The following is a 20280-nucleotide window of genomic DNA, read 5'->3' on the forward strand; positions in this document are numbered from 1 at the left end:
ATGTTCAGTCTTTCGTTACGGCGCCAGGGGCACTGGTTGCGCGCGCCGGTGCGCCGGCGAGTTCCTGCAGCCGGCGCTGGTGCGACTGGCGCACGCTGTGCAACAGGTCCTCGCTGTACCAGCGGCCGTCTTCCTGCACCAGGGTCGACTCGGTCGACAGCGGTTTGCCGAGCAGGGTGTAGTCGATCCGCACCACCGCGCGGCCGTTGCTGCCGGACACCGGGCCGAGCCGGATCGAGTCCAGCGTGGCGTCGAGCGACAGCCCGTAGATCGCCAGCAACTGCTTGAGGCCGCCATAGGCGGTGGCATACCTGGCCATCGAGGCGTCGAAGTCCATCGTGCGCAGCTGTTCCGGGCTTTTCAGGTCGAGCTGGCGCGTGGTGGCCACGGCCACCCGGATCGCCTGCTTCGCCCTGGCCTGGTCGAACCACGGCGTTTGCTGCGCCCAAGGCAGCAGCGCGTCCAGCACGTCGGTGACCTGGTTTTTCTGCGCCGCGCTCAGGGTCGGGTTCCGTGCCAGGCCGTTCTTCACCAGCGCCTCGCCGATGCTGACCAGCACCGGCAGCTGATCCTTGTACTGCTGCTCCATGGCGGCCAGTTTCGGCTGCAGTTCGGCGTACAGCCTGTTCTCCGCATCCGGTTCGGTGAGCTTGCGCACCATCTCGTCGAAGCGGGCGCGGTCCCCGGCGGCAACCGGTTCCGGCGCCAGCTGCTGGCGGCTCCAGTCCGAGCGCATGGCGGCGTAGTCGGCTGGTGGCAGCGCGTGCTTCCACAGCCCCTGGAAGTCGCCGGCCTTGAACAGGTCGATCGAGGTCCGCAGCGCCGCCTCCGGAGAGCTGCCGCCCGGCTGGGCGGCTTCGTCCTTGCCATGGCAAGCGCCGAGCAACAGCGCGGCAAGCAGCGGCAGCAGGACGTGGCGCAGGGAAGGAAGTCGCATGGGCGGTTTCTCACGGTGTGGCGGCGGACGCGCCGCGCGGCCGAGGCGAGCGCGCAGGGTAAGGGTCGTGGCGGCCTCGAAACAAGGTCGAAGCGCAAATTTTTGCGAACCCCCAAAAGAAAACCCCGCGGGCGTTGGGCCTCACGGGGAAATCCGGCAGAGCCGGAGGGAAATGGCCATGCCTGCGAAGATTTTGGTCAGCAGGTGTTGGCGGTTCAAATATTACCCGCTCGTTAAAGCTGAGGCAATACTTTTTGTTTATTCTACAATTTATTGTTTTACAACGTTAAAATTATTCAGCGCGCAGTGCATCGAGCTTTTGTTGGCGTCGCTGCCCGGGCGAAAGGCTCCAGTCGTTGTTGAACAGCGCCGGCTCCCACGAGCCATAGGTGGGGTTGGGCAGCACGAACCAGCGGGTACCGACCCACGGCAGGTAGTCGGCGACCGCCTTGCGGCGTCCGTCGGCGGTGTTGGCGAGGACGTCCACGAAATCGCCGATCTGGTCGCCGAACTGCATCAGCACGCGATAGTGCCGCGCGACCAGCTGGCGGCGGCAGCCCTTTTCGCTGCCGGCCTGTTCGCAGCCGTCCACCACGGTGCCCAGGCCGAGGAACGCCTGCGGGCCGCTGACCGGCAGCCCCGCCTTGCGCAGGTTGGCCAGGGTGGCCTGGTCCAGGTCCTTCGCGCGGTTGGAGATGTAGATCACCGCGATGCCGTGCTTCGCCGCGAACCGGGTGAACTCGACCGCGCCGGGCAACGCCCTGGCACGTTCCTCCCGGCACCAGGCCGCCCATTCGGCTTCGTTGTATTCGCTGCCGCCGCGCACGCCTCGTGCGGCGAACGGCGAGTTGTCCAGCACGGTCTCGTCGACGTCCAGGATCACCGCCGGCTTCAGGCCCGCGAGCGGCGTGGTGCGGTCGCCCTTGCCGAGGGCGTCCCAGTGCCTGTCGTGCAGCGCGGTCAGCAGTTGCGCCTGCGCATCGCGGAAGGTCTGCAGGTAGATCAGGTCGTGCTCGATCGCGGTCTGGCTCCACGCCACCGCATTGAGGTTGTCGTTGGCGGCGACCGTCGCCGGGACGGCAGCCGCGGCAGGCATCGCTGCCGGCAGCGTGGCGGCAGGTTGGCGCGGCGCGGTGGCGCAGCCAGCCAGCAGGCCGAGCGCGAGCAGGGCGGCGGGCAAACGGAGTGACATGCGGTAATCCTTGGCGGGAAGCGAGGCGGAACGATGAACGAAGTTTACGACAGCGCCGTGGCAGGGCTGGCAGCGGTGGCGGGCTGCTGACAGACTGGCGGTTTCCTGGCCCACGGTTCCCTTCCGCATGGATTCCCCCCTACCCGCCTTGCGCGAGTCCTCGTCGGTGATCCGCTGCGCCAGCTACCTGCTGGCGGCGGCCGTGCTGCTGCTGGTCGTCAGGATCCACCTGCTGCCCGCGCTGCTGGCCGGCCTGCTGGTGTTCGAGCTGGTGCAGGCGATGGTGCCGCTGCTGGGCCGGCGCATCTCCGGCGACCGCGCGCGGGTGGTGGTGGTGGCGGTGCTGGGCGCGATCGTGGTGGGCCTGCTGCTGCTGCTGATCCTCGGTGCGATCAGCCTGTTCCGGCACGAAATCGGCAACCCGCAGTTGCTCTGGCAGGAGCAGCTGATGCCGCTGGTGGAGAAAGCGCGCCAGCAACTGCCGCCGGCGCTGGTGAACAACCTGCCCGACAGCGTCGACGACCTGCGCGTGGGCGCGATCGAGCTGGCCCGCAAGCATGCCGATACGCTGCAACTGGCGGGCAAGGGCGCGGTGCGGGTATTCGTGCACGTCATCATCGGCCTGGTGCTGGGCGCGATCGTGGCGCTCGGCCGCACCCGCCCGGCGCACCAGATGGGTCCGCTGGCGGCGGCGCTGAGCCTGCGTTGCCAGCGCCTGGCCGACGCGTTCCACAACATCGTGTTCGCGCAGATCAAGATTTCGCTGATCAACACCGCGTTCACCGCGGTCTTCCTGCTTGGATTGCTGCCGTTGATGGGCATCCACGTGCCGCTGGCCAAGACCCTGGTGGCGGTGACCTTCGTGGCCGGCCTGCTGCCGGTGATCGGCAACCTGATTTCCAACACGGCGATCACGGTGGCCGGCATGTCGGTGTCGCTGGGCGTGGGCATCGCCGCGCTGGCGTTCCTGATCCTCATCCACAAGCTCGAATACTTCCTCAACGCACGCATCGTCGGCACCCAGATCCGCGCCCGCGCCTGGGAGCTGCTGGTGGCCATGCTGCTGATGGAAGCCGCATTCGGCCTGCCCGGCGTGATCGCCGCGCCGATCTACTACGCGTACCTGAAGAGCGAGCTGGAGGCGGCGAAGCTGATCTGAGCCACGCGGCGGCGGTTCAGTCCCGCAACCCGATGCCGGCTTCGCCGAGCAACTGTCGCAGCTCCTGCAATTGCGGTTCGTAGTGTTTCCAGCGGCCGATCGCCGTGCCGTAGATCGGCGCGCGCACCTGCCAGGCATGGGGCGTGTTGACCGGTGCGGCGTTGCTCTCGGGGCGCAGGCAGGCGTCGTTCCAGGGCAGGTTGCAGAACGCCAGCAGCCGGCGCGCCGCCGTCTCGGGCGTTTGCACCAGCGATTCGTAGGGCAGCTCCAGGATGCGTCCGGGCAGCACGTTCCGCCAGTGCGCCATCAGGCGCTCGAACTGGACGTAATACCGACCGGTGTCGAGCAGGTCGAAGGAGTAGTCGTAGTAGGGCGACTCCCGGTCGAAGAAGTGCCGGAAGTTGCCGAGGCAGGTGTCCAGCGGGTCGCGGCGCAGGCAGATGATCCTGGCGTTCGGCAGGGCACGGGCGATGAAGCCGGCATACAGGAAATTGTGCGGCAGCTTGTCGATGAAGCGCGGCCGTTCCGCCGTGGCGGGCCGGGTGCTGGCGAGATAGGCGGCGCCGAGCCGTCGCCAGTCGATGGCGGTAGTGCGGGCGGCGATGTCCGGATCGAACAGCAGCGGCAGCTGGCCACCCGCCGCCTGCTGCAGCGCCGTCGGGAAGTTCTGCAGTTCGCCCGCGGCGTACACGTCCGGGTGGCTGGAGAGGATGCGCTCCAGCAGCGTCGTGCCGGTGCGCGGCATGCCGATGACGAAGATCGGCTCAGCGGAGGGATCGCCTTCGGCCGGCTCGTCGTGCACGGCGGGGAAGGTGCGCACCAGGGCATCGAACATCGCCTCGTCCCGTCTGGCCGAATAGGGGCGCAGACTGCGCACCGCCGCATTGCCGTGCAGTAGGTGCCCGAAGGCTTTCGGGTAATCGGCGGTGTCGTCGTACTCCTTGGCCAGCGCCAGGTTGAGGTAGATCCGTGCGCCGATGTCGTTGCCGTGCTGCGACAGCAGCGACTGCATCCGTTCGAGGTGGTTGCGGGTCGGGGCCTGCCGCCGCAGCTGGGCCAGGTTGAGGTGGGCTTTCCAGTAGCCCGGTTCGAGCCGGATGCCGGCCTCCAGCTCGCGCTCTGCGCCCTCGTTGTCGCCCATGGCCGTCAGCGCATGGGCGAGATGGAAACGGGAAGAGGCCTGCGCGGGCGTGAGCGCCACGGCGCGGCGGAAGACCGCCGCCGCTTGCGCGAACGCATGGACCTGGGCGTAGACCACGCCCAGCGCATCCAGCGTCATCGGGTCGCCGGGCGAGAAGTTCATGGCCTCGTCGGCGACCAGCCGCGCTTCCCGCATCCGCCGGACGAGGAGCAGCGCCCTCGCGTACTGCGCGAGGAAGTCGGCGCGGCCGGGTTCCAGCTGGGTGGCCCTGAGCAGGCAGTCCAGCGCCTGCGGCATCTGCTGCGTCTGCATGCAGGCCACGCCGGCCATGAAATGCACCACCGGATCGTGCGGCAGGGTCGGCAGAAGTTGCGCTGCGCGCTGCCGTACCCGCGGCCAGTCATTCTGGTTGAATGCCTCGATGAGCCTGGTATACGCCCGGGTCGGGTCGGTCATGGGAATCCCCTGGCGCCGGAAGGCGCGTGCGGCTGGCTGTCGTGACGGGAACTGGAAAACATTTGCCCCGGGTCGTCAACTCAACCGCCTGCCAGCATCGCCTTGATTCGCGCCATGTGCGACTCGGCGGTCTCGCGGGTCACTTCCTTGTCCGCTTCCGGGTCCTTGCCCTGCCAGTGCAGGTCGGCCTGCGGCAGTTCGTGCAGGAAGCGGCTGGGCTGGTTGTTGTGGACGTCGCCGTAGCGCTTGGTCCTGGCCGACCACGACAGCGTCAGCAGTTCCTTGGCACGGGTGATGCCGACGTACATCAGCCGGCGCTCCTCGTCGACGCGGCCTTCGTCCAGCGCGCCCTCGTGCGGCAGCGTGCCGTCCTCGCAGCCGACGATGAAGACGAAGCGGAACTCCAGCCCCTTCGCCGCGTGCAGGGTCATCATGCGCACCGCGTTGCCGGGCTCGTCGCGGTCGGCGTGGCTGAGCAGGGCGAGCTGCGAGGCGAGGTCGCCGGCCGTGTTGCCCCCTTTCTGCATCGCGCGGAACCAGTCGGCCAGTTCCTTCAGGTTGCCGAGCTTGCGCTCGCGCACGCTGGTGTCGGGCGTGTTTGCCGCGATCTGCGCCGCGTAACCGGTGCGTTTCAGGATCAGTTCGACCAGGTCGGCGGCGCTCTCGTGCAACGAGGCGCTGCGCAGTTCGTCGAGCAGGCTGGCGAACGAAGCCAGCGCCGCGGCCGGGCGCGGGGTGAGCTGGCGCAGCACGCCGTCGCTGCGCGTCGCATCGAGCAGCGACGAGTGGCGCGACTGCGCGAGCTGGCCGAGCTTATCGAGCGTGGTCGCGCCGATCTCGCGCTTCGGCACGTTGACCACGCGCAGGAACGCGGCGTCGTCGCTGGGGTTGGTCAGCAGGCGCAGGTAGCACAGCAGATCCTTCACCTCGGCGCGGTCGAGAAAGCTCAAGGCGCCGGTGAGGTGATACGGAATGCGCGCCAGGCGGAGCGCCTTCTCCAGCGGCCGCGCCTGGAAGTTGCCGCGGTAGAGGATGGCCATGTCGTCCCAGCGCGCCTTGTGCTTCTCGGCCAGCGTGGTGGCGATCGAGGCGATCTTCTCGGCCTCGTGCTCGGCTTCCTTGCACTCCAGCACGCGGATCGGCGCGCCTTCCGGGTGTTCGCTCCACAGCTTCTTTTCATGACTGTGCGGATTGTGCGCGATCAACGCGTTGGCCGCGCGCAGAATGCGCCGGCCGCAGCGGTAGTTCTGCTCCAGCTTGATCACGCGCAGGTTCGGCCAGTCGCGGCCGAGCTGGTCGATGTTCTCCGGATTCGCGCCGCGCCAGGCGTAGATCGACTGGTCGTCGTCGCCCACGCAGGTGATGTGGCCGCGCTCGCCGGCCAGTGCCTTGAGCAGGCGGTATTGCGCGTCGTTGGTGTCCTGGTATTCGTCCACCAGCAGGTAGCGCAGGCGCTCGCGCCAGGCGTCCCGGCACTCGGCGTCGGATTCCAGGATGCGCAGCGGCAACCGGATCAGGTCGTCGAAATCCACCGCGTTGAAGGCCGCGAGGCGTGCCTGGTACAGCTCGTAGATCGTCGCCGCCTCCAGCTCGCGCGGGCTGCGCGCGACGGCCAGCGCCTCTTCCGGCGAGAGCCCGCCGTTCTTGGCGCGGCTGAGCAGGTTGCGGATGCCGAACAAGACGTCGGGTTTGGCCCCTTTCGGCGCCAGCTCCTTCACGATGCCCTCGCTGTCGTCCGCGTCCAGCACCGAGAAGCCGCGGCGCAGGCCCGCGCGGGCGTGCTCGATCTGCAGGAACTTCAGCCCCAGCGCGTGGAACGTGCTGATCGTGAGCGCCGCGGCGTCCTCGCTGCTGACCAGTTTGGCCACGCGCTCGCGCATCTCGCGCGCGGCCTTGTTGGTGAAGGTGATCGCGGCGATCTTCGAGGCGGACAGCTTGCGGCGCTGGATCAGGTAGGCGATCTTCTGGGTGATCACGCTGGTCTTGCCTGAACCGGCGCCCGCCAGCACCAGCAGCGGGCTGTCGCAGTGTTCGACGGCGGCCAGTTGTTGTGGATTGAGCATGGATCAGAGCGAGGCGTGAGGCGGCGGCCGATGGTAGCAGAGCGCTCCGGGCGCACCCTTCGGCTTCGGCCATAATCGGCCGCACGGGAAGTCAGCGGAGAACGGCATGGCGGAACAGGAAGTCGAACAGTGCGACGTGGCGGTGATCGGCGGCGGCCCCGGCGGCAGTACCGCGGCCACCCTGCTGGCGCGCCGCGGCTACAAGGTGATCGCGCTGGAGAAGGCGCACCACCCGCGCTTCCACATCGGCGAGTCGCTGCTGCCGATGAACCTGCCGGTGTTCGAGCGCCTCGGCGTGCTGGACAAGGTACGCGAGCTTGGCGTGTTCAAGTCCGGCGCGGATTTCGAGGCCGACAACGCGCGCGGCTACAACGTCTACGCGTTCGCCCGCGCGATCGGACAGAGCCCGCCGCACTCGTACCAGGTGTGGCGGCAGGATTTCGACCGGATGCTGTACGAGCATGCGCGCGGCTGCGGTGCCGACGCGCGCGAAGGGCACGAGGTGCGGCGCGTGGAGCAGCGCGGCCCACGCGAGAGCCGGCTGGATGTGCGCACCGATGACGGCCGCGACTACGCGATCCAGGCGCGCTACGTGGTGGACGCCAGCGGCCGCGATGCGCTGCTGGCGACGAAGATGAAGCTGCGGCGCAAGAGCGACCAGCACCAGAGCGCGGCGATCTTCGGCCACTTCCGCGGCGCCGACCGCCGCGACGGCGAAGATGCCGGCAACGTCAGCATCTACCGCTTCGCGCACGGCTGGATGTGGATGATCCCGCTGCCCGACGGGGTGATGAGCGTGGGCGCGGTGTGCCGCCCGGATTACCTGAAGCAGCGCAGGGGCCGCACGGTGGAGTTCCTGCTCGACACGCTGAAACTCAACCTGGCGCTGTGGCGGCGCGTCGAGCGCGCCGGGCTGATCGGCAACGAGGTGCATGTCACCGGCAACTATTCCTACGACGCGACCCGCATGGGTGGTCCGGGCTGGGTGCTGGTCGGCGATGCATTCGCCTTTCTCGACCCGGTGTTTTCCTCCGGCGTGTACCTGGCGATGGACGGTGCGGAGCGGGCCGCCGACATGGTCGATGCGGCCTTGCGCGAACCGCGGCGCGAACGTGCCCTGCTGCGACGGCTGGAGCGGCGCCAGCGCAAGGGCATGGCACGCTTCGCGTTCTTTATCCACCGCTTCAACGGGCCGGTCATGCGGCAGATGCTCCGCTCGCCGCGCAACACCTGGCAACTGGAGCAGGCGGTGATCTCGATGCTGGCTGGCGACCTGTTCGACACGCCGAAGGTGCTGCGGCGGCTGCAGCTGTTCAAGCTGGTCCACGCGATCAGCGTCCTGCGCGACTGGCGCCGCAGCCGCGCCGAACGCCGCGACCGCCTGGCTCAGGCCCGCGCGCCATTCACCGGCGGCGACTCGCCGCCGGACAAGGCCTGAAGTGTGCTCACTCCCCTGCTTGAAGGGGAGGGGCGGGAAGGGGAGCTCTTGTGTCTTCAGGCAAGCCATCGACACTCGCCTGTCGCGCTAACATGCACGGTCTTCAACCGAACGCGCACCATGGCCAAGCTCTATTTCTATTACTCGGCGATGAATGCCGGCAAGACCACCACGCTGCTGCAGAGCGCGTACAACTACCACGAGCGCGGCATGCGCACGCTGATCCTCACCCCGGCGCTGGACGACCGCTTCGGCGAGGGCGTGGTGGCCTCGCGGATCGGCCTCAAGGCGGCCGCGCGACGCTTCTCCGGCGACGAGGACCTGCTGGCGCTGGTGGAGGCCGACATCGCCGTGCACGGCCCGCTGCACTGCGTGTTCGTCGACGAGGCGCAGTTCCTCGCCAAGGCGCAGGTGTGGCAGCTCAGCGACGTGGTCGACCGGCTCGGCATCCCGGTGCTGGCGTTCGGCCTGCGCACCGATTTCCGCGGCGAGCTGTTCGAGGGCAGCAGCTACCTGCTGGCCTGGGCCGACGAGCTGCAGGAGATCAAGACGATCTGCCACACCGGGCGCAAGGCGACCATGGTGGTGCGCGTGGACGAGCACGGCCGCGCCGTCACCGACGGCCCGCAGGTTGAGATCGGCGGCAACGAACGCTATGTCTCGGTGAGCCGCGCCGAGTTCAAGAAGATCAGCGAGGGCCAGGGCCGCATCGAGCTGCAGCAGACCGTGCTGCCGCTGGGCGAGCGCGAATGAACCGAGCCACCAAGGAATCCGCATGAGCGAAGCCACTCCCCCCGCCAGCTGGCCGCGGCCGTACTGGCAACCCGGCGAAGACGAGGCGGTGCTGCAGTTCTACGTGTTCGGCAAGTTCGAGCCGGAGCTGCTGATCCCGTCGCCGCGCTACGGCAGCCCCGGCCTGCCCGCGGGCGTGGGGATCCAGCGCTTCCAGAACGCCGTGCTGCGCCAGTGGGAGGGCTATCCGCTGAACGGCGAACTGGGCCGGCTGATCAGGGAAGACACGCCCGGAGCGTACGAGGAGGCGCGCATCGCGCCCGAGGTGCTGGTGGTGCGTGGCGTGCTCAAGGACGGCGCCAGCCTCGACTACCTGCGCGACACGCTGGGCGTGCTGGCCGGCATGCTCGACGTGGGCGGTACCGCGATCCTCGACCCGCAGATCCTCACCCTGTTCGACGCCGACCACTGGCGCCGTCACTACCTGGTCAGGGACGGTGCACCGCCGCGCCACCACGTGCTGATCCTGCGCAGCGGCGAGGAGGCTGCCGACCGCTCGTGGATCCACACCCGCGGCATGCGCAAGTTCGGCCGCCCGGACCTCAGCCTGCGCCACGTGCCCGAGCGGGACATCGACCGCGCCGGCGTGCTGTGCGAGAAACTGGTGGAGCTGCTGTCGCTGGGCGCGCACTTCAACGCCGGCCAGCAGCTCGACGTCGACGGCATCCCCGGCGGCCTGGTGGCTCAGCCGGGCGGCAGCCTCGACGACCCGGAGTTCAACAACACCCACGTGGAGTTCCGCTGGCCGGAGTGAGTCGTGACACATCTCCGCTGGCGCGCCGTGCTATGGCGTCCAGCTTGGGTAGGGCGGGTACCGGCCGCCGCACGTGTCCAGGCGCACGGTAACGGATCGGAAGGCCGGCGGCCCATGCCCGCCCTACGGTCACGGCAGGTCCGTGGCCCTCAACGCTGACAGTGCGGGCACCAGAACGTGGAGCGCTGCCCCAGTGTGACCTGCCGGATCGGCGTGCCGCAGACGTGGCACGGTTCGCCGGTGCGGCCGTAGACCATCAGTTCGCGGAAGAAGTAGCCGGGTGCGCCGTCGGGGTTGAGGAAGTCGCGCAGGGTGGTGCCGCCGCGCTCGATGGCCCAGGCCAGCAAGCGTTTCACCTCCGCGGCCAGGCGTGCGTAGCGTACCCGCGACACGCTGCCGGCGGGCTTGCGCGGGTCGATGCCGGCGCGGAACAGCGCCTCGCTGGCATAGATGTTGCCCACGCCGACGACCACGGCGTTGTCCATCAGGAACAGCTTCACCGCCGCCGTGCGGCCGCGCGAGCGATGCCACAGCAGGTCGCCGTCGAAGGCGTCGGTGAGCGGCTCGGGGCCGAGCCCGGCGAGCAGCTCGTGGGTGGTGCCGGGCGGCTGCCACAGCAGGCAGCCGAAGCGGCGCGGGTCGGTGAAGCGCAGGATGCGTGGCGCCTGCGCGTTCGTGCGTTCCAGCGCGATGTCGACATGGTCGTGCCGGCCCACCGGCGCATCCGGCGGCAGCACGCGCAGCACGCCGCTCATGCCAAGGTGCAGCAGCGCACTGCCGGCTTTCGTGTGCAGCAGCAGGTACTTCGCGCGGCGTTCCACCGCGTCGATGCGCTGGCCGGGCAGCAGTGTCGTGATCTCCGGCGGAATCGGCCAGCGCAGGTCGGGCCGGCGCAGGGTCACGCCAGTGACGCGGCGGCCGACCAGATACGGCGCGATGCCGCGGCGGGTGGTTTCGACTTCGGGCAGTTCGGGCAAGGCGTGATCCCGCGGCTCAGTGCAGCTCGGTGGTCGCCGTCGCCGGCGAGCGCGGCATGTAGCGCGACGATACCAGCGCGATGCGCTGGCCCACGCGCACGTAATGTTGCGGCCCGGTGACCGAGCTTTCGCCGAATTCCAGCGCCTGCCCATCCAGCACCAGCAGCGCCCGCGGTGGCGCCAGCCCGATCTTCGCCGGCTCGAAATCGCTGGCCGGGCGCCAGCTCAGCACGGGCGCCACGGCGGTGTCGGCGAGGTCGTTGAGCCGGGCGTCGACGGCGCGTGTCGGAGTGCCGTCGGTGCGCCACCAGTGGCCGTCGCGCTTTTCGTAGTGCAGGGTCGGCGCACCGGGCAGGGTCAGCACGATGCGGCTGATGCCGGCCGGGTCGAGCGTGGTGAGGTTGCCGGTTTCATGGCGGGCGTCGCGCAGCCATTGCCAGCCGGCCAGTGACGACAAGGCCAGTACGGCGAGCAACAGGAGCAGGCGCTGGCGGGTGGCGCGTTTCATCGCTCAGCGCCGCCGCCGGCGCCAAGCGATCAGGCCGCCGCTCAGCAGCAGCAACAGCGGCAGCACGACCAGGAAGCCGAGGCTCAGCGCATTCAAGCCAGCCTGCGAGATCTCCAGCAGCCGGTCCGGCGCGCCGCGCGGCGGCAGCTGGACGAGCTTGTCGTCGCCGAGCAGCCAGTCGAACACGCGCTCGCCCAGCGCGCGGTTGCCGCCGTTGCCGAGGAAGGTGTTGGAGAGGAAGTCGCCGTCGCCGATCACCACCGCGCGCTGCTCGCTCTTGTCCGGGCTGGGCGACAAGCGGCTCAGCGCGAAGCCGAAGTCCAGCGGGCCCTTCAGTTCGCCGGCGTCGGCGTCGTAGCGGATGTCCGAGGGCTTGCTGTTGTCGATCGGCTGGAACTCGGTCCAGCTCTGCGCGCCGGAGCGCAGGAACGGCTTGGCCGCCCAGTCGCCCTGCGCCAGCTGGGCCAGCGCCGAGGCCTGCGGGAACAGCGTGGTCAAGGTGAAGCCGCGGGTGATCGCTTGCGGCGGGTAGCTGCCCAGCGCGATCAGGCGAGGGTCGTGCAGGCCCAGCGCGGCGCCGGAACCATCGACCAGCACGCCCGGCAGCACGCGCACGCCGAGCGCGGCGGCCAGCGGATCGAGGCCGAGGTCGTCATTCGACGGCTCGCTCAGCCACAGCAGGTTGCCGCCGTTCTGCACGTAGGCGACCAGCGCCTGCACCGCGCCCGGCGGCAGCGCAAGGGTCGGGCTGGCCAGCACCACCAGGTCGGTGTGTTCGGGCACCGCGCCGACTTGGGCGAAGTTCAGCGGCACCGCGCGCATGCCGCGCGCCTCCAGCTGCGTGATGAAGGTGCCGAGGTCAGCGTTGGCCTGGCCGTCGGCGCGCCGTTCGCCGTCGCCGGTGACGAAGGCGACGATGCGGTCGCTGCCGCGCAGCAGCCGTTCCAGCGCATTGGTGAGGCTGCGCTCGGACAGCTCGTCCAGACGCTGCTCGCGATCCCTGTAGTGCAGGATCAATGCGCCGTCGACGGTGATGCCCAGCTCGCGCATCTTCGCCGGGTCCAGCTGCGGATCGACGAAGCGCAGCGTGAGGTCGCTCTTCACCGCCTGGTAGCGCTGCAGGAAGCCGGCCACGGTCTGCCGCAGGTTGCCCTGCGGGTTGGCGTAGCTGACGATTTCCACCGGGCCGTCGAAGCGAGCCAGCACCGCGCGGCTTTCCGCCGACAGGCTGGTGCGGCCGTTCGCGGTCCAGTCGGCCTGGTGCGCGTAGCGCGTGCTGAGGTAGCCGATCGCCGCGGTCGCCAGCACCAGCAGCAGCGCGAACAGCCAGCCGTCCAGACGTCTGAATAGATTTCGCATCAGCTGCGCTCCCGGTCGGCGTCGAGCCGGCGCGTGGCCAGCGCCAGCGCCAGCACGATCAGCAGCGCGAACCAGACGATATCGGTGCTTGACACCAAGCCGCGCAGCAGCGGCTGCAGGTGCGTGCTCATCGCCAGCCAGTTGATCGCGCCGCCGTTGACGCCGGCCATCTGCGCGCCCAGGTTCACGCTCCACAGCGCCAGCGCGATCACCAGCGCGGCGGCGGCGGCCAGCGCCGGATGCGAGGCGAAACTCGAACAGGCCACGCCGACCGCGCCCAGCGCCGCCAGCATCAGCGCCAGGCCCAGCGTAGCGGCGGCCAGCTTGCCCCAGTCGAAGTGGGTGGCGTGCATCAGCGTCAGCGGCATCGCCAGGGTCAGCACCAGCCAGAGCAGCAGCCAGCCCAGCACCGCCAGGTACTTGCCCAGCACGATGCGCCAGGCCGGCACGCCCGCGGCGAACAACAGCGGGAGGGTACCGTTGCGACGCTCGCCGGCGAGCGTTGACATGGTGAGCAGCGGCACCACCAGGAACGCCAGCTGGGCCAGCTGGGCCAGCAGCGGCACGCCGACGAGGTCGGTGAAGCCGGGGCCGTCCGGCAGTGCGGCACGCTGGATCTGCCCGGCCAGGAAGCCGCCCAGCAGCAGGGTGAAGTTCCACGCCAGCCAGGCCAGGGTCAGCGCCGCCAGCACCCAGGCCAGCGGGCGCACCAGCAGCCGGCGCCATTCCAGTCGCGTCACGGCGACGGTGTTCGCGAAAGCGTGGCTCATGCGGCGCGCGCCGGTTCGGTGCCGCCGTTCATCGCGATGCCGAAGAAGGTCTTCTCCAGTGCGGCGTGGTCGTCGGGGCGCACCGGGCCATCGTGACGCAGCGTGCCTTCGTGCAGGATCGCCACGCGATCGCACACCGCGGTGACTTCGGCCAGCAGGTGGGTGGACAGGATCACCGCGGTGCCGGCCGCGGCCTGCTCGCGGATCAGCGTGCGCAGCGCGGCGACCTGCACCGGATCGAGCGCATTGGCCGGCTCGTCGAGTACCAGCAAGGCGGGGCGGTGCAGCAGCGCGCAGGCCAGGCCGAGGCGCTGGCGCTGGCCCTGCGACAGCACGCCGGCCAGGCGCCGGGCCAGCGGTTGCAGTTCCAGCCGCTCGATGATGGCGGTACGCGCCTGGCGCAGCGTGGCGCCGTTCAATCCGCGCAGGCGGCCGTGCGCGTCGAGATGCTCCTCGACGCTGAGTTCGGCCCACACCGGTGCGCGTTCCGGCAGCCAGCCGATCTGCGTGCGGGCCCGTTCCGGGTGCTCCAGGAAATCCTCGCCGTTCAGCTCGATGTCGCCGCTGTCGGGCTTGAGCGCACCGGCGATCATCGAGAGGGTGGTGGATTTGCCGGCGCCGTTCACGCCGAGCAGTCCCATCACCTGGCCGGCTTGCAGCTCCAGGCTGAGATCCTGCACGGCGGCGCGGGCGGCACGGCGGCGGCTGAGCCGTTGCAGGCGCAGGACGTTTCGGGGTGGGTCGGAAATGCGCGGGGTCATTGCTTGATTGTCACGGCGCCCCCATCGTTAGACAACAGGCGCAGGTCGCGGGCGTGGATAACGTCGCCTTAGCGACCTGCTCTTGACCAGCTGCTACCATTTGTGGTTCGCCGTGCTGGCGGGTATGGAAACCCCCGATCTACACTGCGCCATCCCTCACCCGGTGCCTTCCATGCTCGACGCTGTACTCAATTTCCTGAACGACGGTCTCACCGGCGCAAGCTGGGGCCAGATGCTGGTCTACATGCTGGTCGTGACCCAGCTCACCATCTTCACGGTGACGCTGTACCTGCATCGCAGCCAGACCCATCGCGGCGTGGACTTTCACCCTGCGCTGGCGCACTTCTTCCGCTTCTGGGGCTGGCTGACCACCGGCATGGTCACCCGCGAGTGGGTGGCGGTGCATCGCAAGCACCACGCCAAGGTCGAGACCACGGAAGACCCGCACAGCCCGATGATCTACGGCATCAAGAAGGTGTTCTGGGATGGCGTCTCGCTGTACCGCGATGCCTGCGAGTCGAAGCAGGACATGGAGCAGTACGGTCGCGGCACCCCGGACGACTGGGTCGAGCACAACGTCTACGGCGCGCACCCGTATTGGGGGCCGACCCTGATGCTGCTGATCGACCTCGCCCTGTTCGGCGTGATCGGCGCCGCGCTGTGGGCGGTGCAGATGGTATGGATCCCGTTCTGGGCCGCCGGCTTCGTCAACGGCATCGGACACTGGGCCGGCTACCGCAATTTCGAGAGCGCCGACACCGCGCGCAACCTGATCCCGTGGGGCTTCTGGATCGGCGGTGAAGAGCTGCACAACAATCATCACGCCTTCCCGAGCTCGGCCAAGTTCGCCCTGCGCAAGTGGGAGTTCGACATCGGCTGGGCGGCGATCTGCGGCTTGCGTGCGGTCGGCCTGGCCAAGGTGCTGCGCGTGGCACCGTCGCTGGACGTGCGCCCGAACGTGCGCCTGCCGGATGCCGATACGCTCAAGGCCGTGCTGACCCATCGCTTCCAGGCGATGACCGACTACTACCGCGGCGTGATCCTGCCGACCATCGGTGACGAGGCGCAGCACGCCGGCGAGAGCATCAAATCGATGCCGCGCCGCGTGCGCCTGGCATTGGCCGACGGCGGCCGCTGGCTGGACAACGAAGGCCGCGACCGCATGCAGGCCGTGCTTGCGCGGCGCCCGACGCTGAAGACCGTGTGCGACTTCCGTACCCGTCTGGCGGCTTTGATGGAGCAGCGCGGTGCCGAGCAGGCACTGAAGGGCCTGCAGCAGTGGATCCACGAAGCCGAGGAAAGCGGCATCCGCGCCCTGCAGGAGTTCGCGCAGCGGCTGAAGGGTTACAGCGTCACGACAGCTTGATCGTCGCGACACAGCTTCCGGCAAAACCCGCCCTTCGGCGGGTTTTGTTTTTCTGAAGGCTTCGGGGGAAGGGGATGGCCTTGCGCGTGGTGCTGATCGGTGCCGCAGGCGTGTTCGGTTCGCGGATTGCGGCGCGGCTGGCCGGCGACCCCCGCTTCCAGCTCATTCTCGCCGGTCGCCGGCAGGCTGGCTTGCTGGCACTGCGCGAAGATCTGGGCGGTCCGGCCGTGCAACTGGCCACGCTGGACGTGACGGCGGATCGCCTCGGCGGCGCGCTGGCGGAGCTGCAGCCGCAGCTGGTGATCCACGCCGCCGGCCCGTTCCAGGCACAGGACTATCGGGTGGCCGAGGCCTGCCTGGCTTGCGGCAGCCACTATGTCGACCTCGCCGACGGCCGCGATTTCGTGGCCGGCATGCGGCATCTTGATGCACGCGCGAAAGCCGCGGGCCGCCTGCTGGTCAGCGGCGCGTCCACCGTGCCTGCACTCAGCAGCGCGGTGGTGGACGGGCTGCTTACGCGCTTCGCCGCGCTGGACATCATCGAGCACGCGATCAGCCCCGGCAACCGCACGCCGCGCGGCGACGCCACGGTGGCGGCGATCCTCGGCTACTGCGGCCGGCCGCTGCGCGTGTGGCGCGATGGCCGCTGGCAGCAGGGTCGCGGCTGGATGTCGACGCGCCGGCAGGCGTTTCCGTTCGGCCGGCGCTGGGTCGGCCTGTGCGACGTGCCGGATCTGGAGCTGTTCCCCGCGCGCTATCCCGGCGTGCGCACGGTGGCGTTCCGCGCCGGGCTGGAACTGAAGCGCCTGCACTTCGGCACGCTCGCTGCGGCGTGGCTGGTGCGGCTGGGGCTGCTGCGCGACCTGGCCCGGCATGCGCCGCGCCTGCGCCGGATCAGCGAGTGGTTCCTCGCTGCCGGCAGCGACGTGGGCGGCATGGTGGTGGAGCTGGCCGGACGCGATTTGCAGGGCGGACTGTTGCGATTGCGCTGGTCGCTGAGCGCGGCGCAAGGCGATGGTCCGCAGATCCCCGCCACGCCGGCGGTGGTGCTGGCGCGCAAGCTTGCCGATGGCGAATTGTCTGCGCGGGGCGCCATGCCGTGCATGGGTCTGTTCACGCTGGACGAGGCACTGGCCGCGCTCGACGGTTTCGCGGTCGGGACGCAACTGGACACGCTCACGGCATGAAGCGTGCGCGCTGCCCCGGGGTGGGCAGGAAACAGGCGCGGCTTTGCCCGAAGATGCGGTAGCGATGGCGGGCGACGAAGCGGTACATCGGGTCGCGCAGCCAGCGCGGCGCCAGCCTTATCGCACGGCCCAGCCAGCGCCAGCGGCGCGCGCCCAGGCCATGCAGCACCCGGACGATCGCGTCGCTGTCGGTGTAACCGCGGCCGCCTTCCACCAGCAGGAAGGACAGCGGCGACTCCGGGTCCAGTCCGTGTGCGAGCAGCAGGGTGCGGCCGCTGTCGGATTGCATCGAGGCGAAGTGGTAGCGCGCTGCGCGATCGTGTTTCAGCAGGAAACGCACCCAGCGGCTGCACAACAGGCAGACGCCGTCGAACACGATCACTGGCGGCGCGGGGTCAGTGTTCATTCGGGCACCGGTTCCAGCCACCCGTCGTAGGCGATCAACCGGCCCAGCCATGGCAGCCACACGTCGACGCTGAAGTGGTAGCGGCCGTCGCGGATGGCGCTGCGCGACAGCACCTTGCCGTGCAGCGCACGCGGCAGCGGCAGGCCGAGCACGTGCAGGCTGCGTAGCTGCCAGTCGATGGCGTCGCCGTCGCGATGCAGTGCGAAACCCAGCATGGCAGGCCCCAATCGTTCGTACAGCAGCGGCGATCCGCCGCGGCGATCGAGTACCGATTGCATGCGCCGGTGCGCGAAGCGGCGGGTCCATGTCTCGCGCGTGCCGCGGCGCTCGATGGTCAGCGCCAATGCCTGCTGCGGGCCCGGTGCGGGCAGGCCGAGCAGGCGGCGCAGGCAGCGCGCCGGAAAGTGGTCGGCGCCGGCGACGTCCGCCAGACCGTGCGCATGCAGCGTCGGCACGGCTCCGTGCATCGCCCGCACGGCGGCCGGCAGCGAGCGCCAGGTTTCGTCGCCGAGCAGGTCGGGGAACAGGGCGATGCTCATCCGCCGATGATGCGGGGCGGTCACCGTTCCGGCAAGCAGGAAAAAGAAAACCCGCCAGATGGGCGGGTTTCCTTCGAGGCATCGCTGTCGCTGTTGCAGATGCGGAAGCAAAAGCGATCCCTGCCTGCGCAGGGATGACGTTCTGACCCGCTCGCGCGGAGCGCGAGCGGGTCAGAACGTCACTTGATCTTGCCTTCCTTGTAGATCACGTGCTTGCGCACGACCGGATCGTACTTCTTGAACTCGAACTTTTCCGGCGTGTTCTTCTTGTTCTTCTGCGTGGTGTAGAAGTGGCCGGTGCCGGCCGAGGAGATCATGCGGATCTTGTCTTGCGATTTGTTAGCCATGGCTCAATCCTCAGACCTTTTCGCCGCGGGCGCGCATCTCGGCAATCACGGCCTCGATGCCATTCTTGTCGATCGTGCGCAGGGCGTTGTTGGAAACGCGCAGCTTGATCCAGCGGTTCTCGCTGGGCACCCAGAAGCGACGCTCATGCAGGTTCGGCAACCAGCGGCGACGGGTACGGTTGTTGGCGTGCGAGACGTTGTTGCCGCTCTGCACACCCTTACCGGTGACTTGACATACACGGGCCATGACGACCTCCGTAATTCCTGATGGACACCCGTTGGCCAGGGTGAGATCGGCCCAGCGGCGCCATGCGCCACGCGATGCTGGAGTTGTCGCAAACGCATGATCGTGAGGTCCGTACCGCGTGGCGGACCGCCCGGAAGTACCGGGTCGACAGAGGCGAGCCGCGTATTCTCGCAGAAAAACAAGGCCGTGCGCAATCCGCCGGAGCCGGCCGGGCGGCTCCCGGCGTGCGTGCGGTGGTGTTGTATGGAACAATCGACCTCTTTTATACACGACACCGAAACCCGAGGAATCCCCGATGGCACAAGAGATCACCAACGACCAGGCCAACGGCCAGGCCAGTCAGCCGCAGCTGGTGATGCAGAAGATCTACGTGAAGGACGTGTCCTTCGAGGCGCCGAACGCGCCGCAGATCTTCCAGGAGCTCGACGAGAAGGAGCAGCCGCAGGTGCAGTTGAACCTGGGCCAGAAAGCCACCGACCTGGGCAACGACCTGTACGAGGTGGTGCTCAGCCTCACCCTGACCTGCACCGTCGGTCAGCGCACCGCCTACCTGGCCGAGGTGGAGCAGGCCGGCCTGTTCGGCATCGCCGGTTTCAGCGAGATGGATCATGCCGGGATCATCGGCAGCTACTGCCCGAACCTGCTGTTCCCGTATGCCCGCCAGGTGATTTCCTCGCTGGTGCTGGAAGGCGGCTTCCCGCCGTTCCTGCTGCAGCCGATCAACTTCGACGCGCTGTTCGCCGAGCAGCAGCGCCGCGCGATGGGCGGCGACGACGCCCCGGCCATGCTCAACAGCTGAGCCGCGTGCATGGCTGAAAACCCGAAGCTGACCATCCTCGGGGCCGGCTCCTGGGGCACCGCGCTGGCGGCGCTGACTGCGCGCAACGGCGTGCCCACCACATTGTGGGGGCGCGACCGCGCGGCGTTGGCGGCGATGGCGGCGAGCCGCCGCAACCAGCGCTACCTGCCCGACATCGAGCTGCCCGCGGAGCTGACCTACGAGGGCGACCTGGCTGCCGCCGTGCGCGGCGCCGGGATCGTGCTGATCGTGGTGCCCAGCCATGCGTTCGCCGCGATGCTGGTCGAGCTGGCCCCGCTGCTCGACGCGGGCACCGCGATCGCCTGGGCGACCAAGGGCTTTGAGCCGGGCACTGGCCGCTTCCTGCACGAACTGGTGGCCGCGCGGCTGCCCGGTCGCGCCGCGGCAGTGGTCACCGGGCCGTCGTTCGCGAAGGAAGTGGCTGCCGGCCTGCCCAGCGCGGTCACCGTGCATTCGGACGATGCGGCATTCGCGCAGCAACTGGCCACCCTGCTGCACGCTCCGAACCTGCGTGCGTACTCCGGCGGCGACGTGCTCGGCGCCGAACTCGGCGGCGCGATGAAGAACGTGCTGGCGGTCGCCACCGGCATCGCCGACGGCATGCAGCTGGGTTTGAACGCCCGCGCCGGCCTGATCACCCGCGGCATGAACGAGATGCTGCGCCTCGGCGTGGCGCTGGGGGCGCGGCCGGAGACGCTGATCGGCCTGTCCGGCCTCGGCGACCTGGTGCTGACCTGCACCGGCGACCTCTCGCGCAACCGCCGGCTCGGCCTGGCGCTGGGGCAGGGCGTGGCGATCGACGAGGCGGTGCGCCGGATCGGCCAGGTGGTGGAAAGCATCCTCACCGCCGACGAGGTGGCGCGGCTGGCCGACAAGCACGGCCTGGACCTGCCGATCAGCGCTGGCGTGCGTGCCGTGCTGCACGGCGAGGTCACCCCGGCCGACGGACTCAAGGCGCTGATGGCGCGCGAGCAGAAGCCGGAATATCCGTACGGGCTGTTCGGCACCGGTTGAGCCCGCCCGCACAGGCGCGATTTGTCGCGCTGGCGAGGGTCGCATCC

General features: G+C 69.2%; 21 protein-coding genes. 8 read left to right on the forward strand and 13 right to left on the reverse strand.

Annotated features, from left to right (window positions below):
- Positions 1-4 precede the first annotated feature (4 nt).
- Complete coding sequence (locus DEO45_RS10350; RefSeq protein WP_114343226.1) at positions 5-937, reverse strand: hypothetical protein; 933 nt, start codon at positions 935-937, stop codon at positions 5-7.
- Positions 938-1229: 292 nt separating this feature from the next.
- Entirely contained in the window at positions 1230-2129 is a 900-nt protein-coding gene (locus tag DEO45_RS10355) for a 5'-nucleotidase, lipoprotein e(P4) family (protein ID WP_114343228.1), read from the reverse strand.
- Between the two features lie 127 nt (positions 2130-2256).
- On the opposite strand from DEO45_RS10355, the gene DEO45_RS10360 reads away from it, so the two are divergent.
- Positions 2257-3288 carry an AI-2E family transporter gene (locus tag DEO45_RS10360; protein ID WP_114343230.1) on the forward strand — a complete coding sequence of 344 codons (1032 nt, stop codon included), beginning with the start codon at positions 2257-2259 and terminating at the stop codon, positions 3286-3288.
- A 16-nt stretch (positions 3289-3304) separates the two neighbouring features.
- Here the strand turns inward: DEO45_RS10360 and DEO45_RS10365 are convergent, their stop codons facing one another.
- A complete protein-coding gene (locus DEO45_RS10365) occupies positions 3305-4885 on the reverse strand; it encodes a tetratricopeptide repeat-containing sulfotransferase family protein (protein ID WP_114343233.1) in 1581 nt (526 codons plus the stop codon).
- A gap of 80 nt (positions 4886-4965) precedes the next feature.
- Positions 4966-6948 (reverse strand): UvrD-helicase domain-containing protein, encoded by a 1983-nt coding sequence (locus DEO45_RS10370; RefSeq protein WP_114343235.1) that lies wholly within the window; start codon positions 6946-6948, stop codon positions 4966-4968.
- Between the two features lie 106 nt (positions 6949-7054).
- Here DEO45_RS10370 and DEO45_RS10375 point away from each other — a divergent pair, with 106 nt between their 5' ends.
- The 3 genes from DEO45_RS10375 to DEO45_RS10385 all read left to right on the forward strand — a co-directional run bounded on the left by DEO45_RS10375 (position 7055) and on the right by DEO45_RS10385 (position 9932).
- The gene (locus DEO45_RS10375; protein WP_114343238.1) at positions 7055-8386 is read left to right on the forward strand and encodes an NAD(P)/FAD-dependent oxidoreductase; all 1332 of its coding nucleotides are present in this window, start codon (positions 7055-7057) and stop codon (positions 8384-8386) included.
- A 120-nt stretch (positions 8387-8506) separates the two neighbouring features.
- A complete protein-coding gene (locus tag DEO45_RS10380; RefSeq protein ID WP_114343240.1) occupies positions 8507-9139 on the forward strand; it encodes a thymidine kinase in 633 nt (210 codons plus the stop codon).
- A gap of 22 nt (positions 9140-9161) precedes the next feature.
- Positions 9162-9932 (forward strand): hypothetical protein, encoded by a 771-nt coding sequence (locus DEO45_RS10385; RefSeq protein ID WP_114343242.1) that lies wholly within the window; start codon positions 9162-9164, stop codon positions 9930-9932.
- Positions 9933-10081: 149 nt separating this feature from the next.
- Here DEO45_RS10385 and mutM read toward each other — a convergent pair whose 3' ends face one another.
- Genes mutM through DEO45_RS10410 form a run of 5 tightly spaced genes read right to left on the reverse strand, consistent with a single transcriptional unit; the run spans position 10082 to position 14307 of the window.
- Positions 10082-10909 (reverse strand): bifunctional DNA-formamidopyrimidine glycosylase/DNA-(apurinic or apyrimidinic site) lyase, encoded by an 828-nt coding sequence (gene mutM, locus DEO45_RS10390; RefSeq protein ID WP_114343244.1) that lies wholly within the window; start codon positions 10907-10909, stop codon positions 10082-10084.
- Between the two features lie 16 nt (positions 10910-10925).
- Complete coding sequence (locus DEO45_RS10395; protein ID WP_114343246.1) at positions 10926-11417, reverse strand: hypothetical protein; 492 nt, start codon at positions 11415-11417, stop codon at positions 10926-10928.
- A 3-nt stretch (positions 11418-11420) separates the two neighbouring features.
- Complete coding sequence (locus DEO45_RS10400; RefSeq protein ID WP_114343248.1) at positions 11421-12776, reverse strand: GldG family protein; 1356 nt, start codon at positions 12774-12776, stop codon at positions 11421-11423.
- A complete protein-coding gene (locus DEO45_RS10405; RefSeq protein ID WP_114343250.1) occupies positions 12776-13546 on the reverse strand; it encodes an ABC transporter permease in 771 nt (256 codons plus the stop codon). The genes DEO45_RS10400 and DEO45_RS10405 overlap by 1 nt, the downstream gene beginning before the upstream one ends.
- Positions 13543-14307 carry an ABC transporter ATP-binding protein gene (locus DEO45_RS10410; protein ID WP_114343253.1) on the reverse strand — a complete coding sequence of 255 codons (765 nt, stop codon included), beginning with the start codon at positions 14305-14307 and terminating at the stop codon, positions 13543-13545. The genes DEO45_RS10405 and DEO45_RS10410 overlap by 4 nt, the downstream gene beginning before the upstream one ends.
- Positions 14308-14479: 172 nt before the next feature.
- On the opposite strand from DEO45_RS10410, the gene DEO45_RS10415 reads away from it, so the two are divergent.
- Positions 14480-15673: a DesA family fatty acid desaturase gene (locus DEO45_RS10415; protein WP_114343255.1), complete on the forward strand. Its 1194-nt coding sequence runs from the start codon at positions 14480-14482 to the stop codon at positions 15671-15673.
- 74 nt (positions 15674-15747) lie between these two features.
- Complete coding sequence (locus DEO45_RS10420; RefSeq protein ID WP_114343257.1) at positions 15748-16860, forward strand: saccharopine dehydrogenase family protein; 1113 nt, start codon at positions 15748-15750, stop codon at positions 16858-16860.
- On the opposite strand, the gene DEO45_RS10425 is transcribed toward DEO45_RS10420, so the two are convergent.
- From DEO45_RS10425 to rpmB, 4 genes are all read right to left on the reverse strand, one after another.
- Complete coding sequence (locus DEO45_RS10425; RefSeq protein WP_114343259.1) at positions 16850-17266, reverse strand: thiol-disulfide oxidoreductase DCC family protein; 417 nt, start codon at positions 17264-17266, stop codon at positions 16850-16852. The genes DEO45_RS10420 and DEO45_RS10425 overlap by 11 nt on opposite strands.
- Positions 17263-17805: a DUF4166 domain-containing protein gene (locus tag DEO45_RS10430; RefSeq protein WP_114343261.1), complete on the reverse strand. Its 543-nt coding sequence runs from the start codon at positions 17803-17805 to the stop codon at positions 17263-17265. Before DEO45_RS10430 ends, DEO45_RS10425 begins: the two co-directional genes overlap by 4 nt.
- 179 nt (positions 17806-17984) lie before the next feature.
- Positions 17985-18152: a 50S ribosomal protein L33 gene (rpmG, locus tag DEO45_RS10435; RefSeq protein ID WP_007513765.1), complete on the reverse strand. Its 168-nt coding sequence runs from the start codon at positions 18150-18152 to the stop codon at positions 17985-17987.
- Between the two features lie 10 nt (positions 18153-18162).
- Positions 18163-18399 (reverse strand): 50S ribosomal protein L28, encoded by a 237-nt coding sequence (rpmB, locus tag DEO45_RS10440; RefSeq protein ID WP_007513766.1) that lies wholly within the window; start codon positions 18397-18399, stop codon positions 18163-18165.
- A 295-nt stretch (positions 18400-18694) separates the two neighbouring features.
- Here rpmB and secB point away from each other — a divergent pair, with 295 nt between their 5' ends.
- Both secB and DEO45_RS10450 read left to right on the forward strand, forming a co-directional pair.
- Positions 18695-19198, forward strand: a complete 504-nt coding sequence (secB, locus tag DEO45_RS10445; protein WP_114343263.1) for a protein-export chaperone SecB — start codon at positions 18695-18697, stop codon at positions 19196-19198.
- Between the two features lie 9 nt (positions 19199-19207).
- A complete protein-coding gene (locus tag DEO45_RS10450) occupies positions 19208-20233 on the forward strand; it encodes an NAD(P)H-dependent glycerol-3-phosphate dehydrogenase (RefSeq protein WP_114343265.1) in 1026 nt (341 codons plus the stop codon).
- The last annotated feature ends 47 nt before the right edge of the window (positions 20234-20280 follow it).

Source organism: Rhodanobacter denitrificans (assembly GCF_003335105.1).
Classification (GTDB): domain Bacteria; phylum Pseudomonadota; class Gammaproteobacteria; order Xanthomonadales; family Rhodanobacteraceae; genus Rhodanobacter; species Rhodanobacter denitrificans_A.

Coding starts and splice junctions, on each gene's coding strand:
- DEO45_RS10350 (WP_114343226.1), bottom strand. CDS start 937: ATGCGACTTCCTTCCCTGCGCCACGTCCTGCTGCCGCTGCTTGCCGCG.
- DEO45_RS10355 (WP_114343228.1), bottom strand. CDS start 2,129: ATGTCACTCCGTTTGCCCGCCGCCCTGCTCGCGCTCGGCCTGCTGGCT.
- DEO45_RS10360 (WP_114343230.1), top strand. CDS start 2,257: ATGGATTCCCCCCTACCCGCCTTGCGCGAGTCCTCGTCGGTGATCCGC.
- DEO45_RS10365 (WP_114343233.1), bottom strand. CDS start 4,885: ATGACCGACCCGACCCGGGCGTATACCAGGCTCATCGAGGCATTCAAC.
- DEO45_RS10370 (WP_114343235.1), bottom strand. CDS start 6,948: ATGCTCAATCCACAACAACTGGCCGCCGTCGAACACTGCGACAGCCCG.
- DEO45_RS10375 (WP_114343238.1), top strand. CDS start 7,055: ATGGCGGAACAGGAAGTCGAACAGTGCGACGTGGCGGTGATCGGCGGC.
- DEO45_RS10380 (WP_114343240.1), top strand. CDS start 8,507: ATGGCCAAGCTCTATTTCTATTACTCGGCGATGAATGCCGGCAAGACC.
- DEO45_RS10385 (WP_114343242.1), top strand. CDS start 9,162: ATGAGCGAAGCCACTCCCCCCGCCAGCTGGCCGCGGCCGTACTGGCAA.
- DEO45_RS10395 (WP_114343246.1), bottom strand. CDS start 11,417: ATGAAACGCGCCACCCGCCAGCGCCTGCTCCTGTTGCTCGCCGTACTG.
- DEO45_RS10400 (WP_114343248.1), bottom strand. CDS start 12,776: ATGCGAAATCTATTCAGACGTCTGGACGGCTGGCTGTTCGCGCTGCTG.
- DEO45_RS10405 (WP_114343250.1), bottom strand. CDS start 13,546: ATGAGCCACGCTTTCGCGAACACCGTCGCCGTGACGCGACTGGAATGG.
- DEO45_RS10410 (WP_114343253.1), bottom strand. CDS start 14,307: ATGACCCCGCGCATTTCCGACCCACCCCGAAACGTCCTGCGCCTGCAA.
- DEO45_RS10415 (WP_114343255.1), top strand. CDS start 14,480: ATGCTCGACGCTGTACTCAATTTCCTGAACGACGGTCTCACCGGCGCA.
- DEO45_RS10420 (WP_114343257.1), top strand. CDS start 15,748: ATGGCCTTGCGCGTGGTGCTGATCGGTGCCGCAGGCGTGTTCGGTTCG.
- DEO45_RS10425 (WP_114343259.1), bottom strand. CDS start 17,266: ATGAACACTGACCCCGCGCCGCCAGTGATCGTGTTCGACGGCGTCTGC.
- DEO45_RS10430 (WP_114343261.1), bottom strand. CDS start 17,805: ATGAGCATCGCCCTGTTCCCCGACCTGCTCGGCGACGAAACCTGGCGC.
- rpmG (WP_007513765.1), bottom strand. CDS start 18,152: ATGGCTAACAAATCGCAAGACAAGATCCGCATGATCTCCTCGGCCGGC.
- rpmB (WP_007513766.1), bottom strand. CDS start 18,399: ATGGCCCGTGTATGTCAAGTCACCGGTAAGGGTGTGCAGAGCGGCAAC.
- secB (WP_114343263.1), top strand. CDS start 18,695: ATGGCACAAGAGATCACCAACGACCAGGCCAACGGCCAGGCCAGTCAG.
- DEO45_RS10450 (WP_114343265.1), top strand. CDS start 19,208: ATGGCTGAAAACCCGAAGCTGACCATCCTCGGGGCCGGCTCCTGGGGC.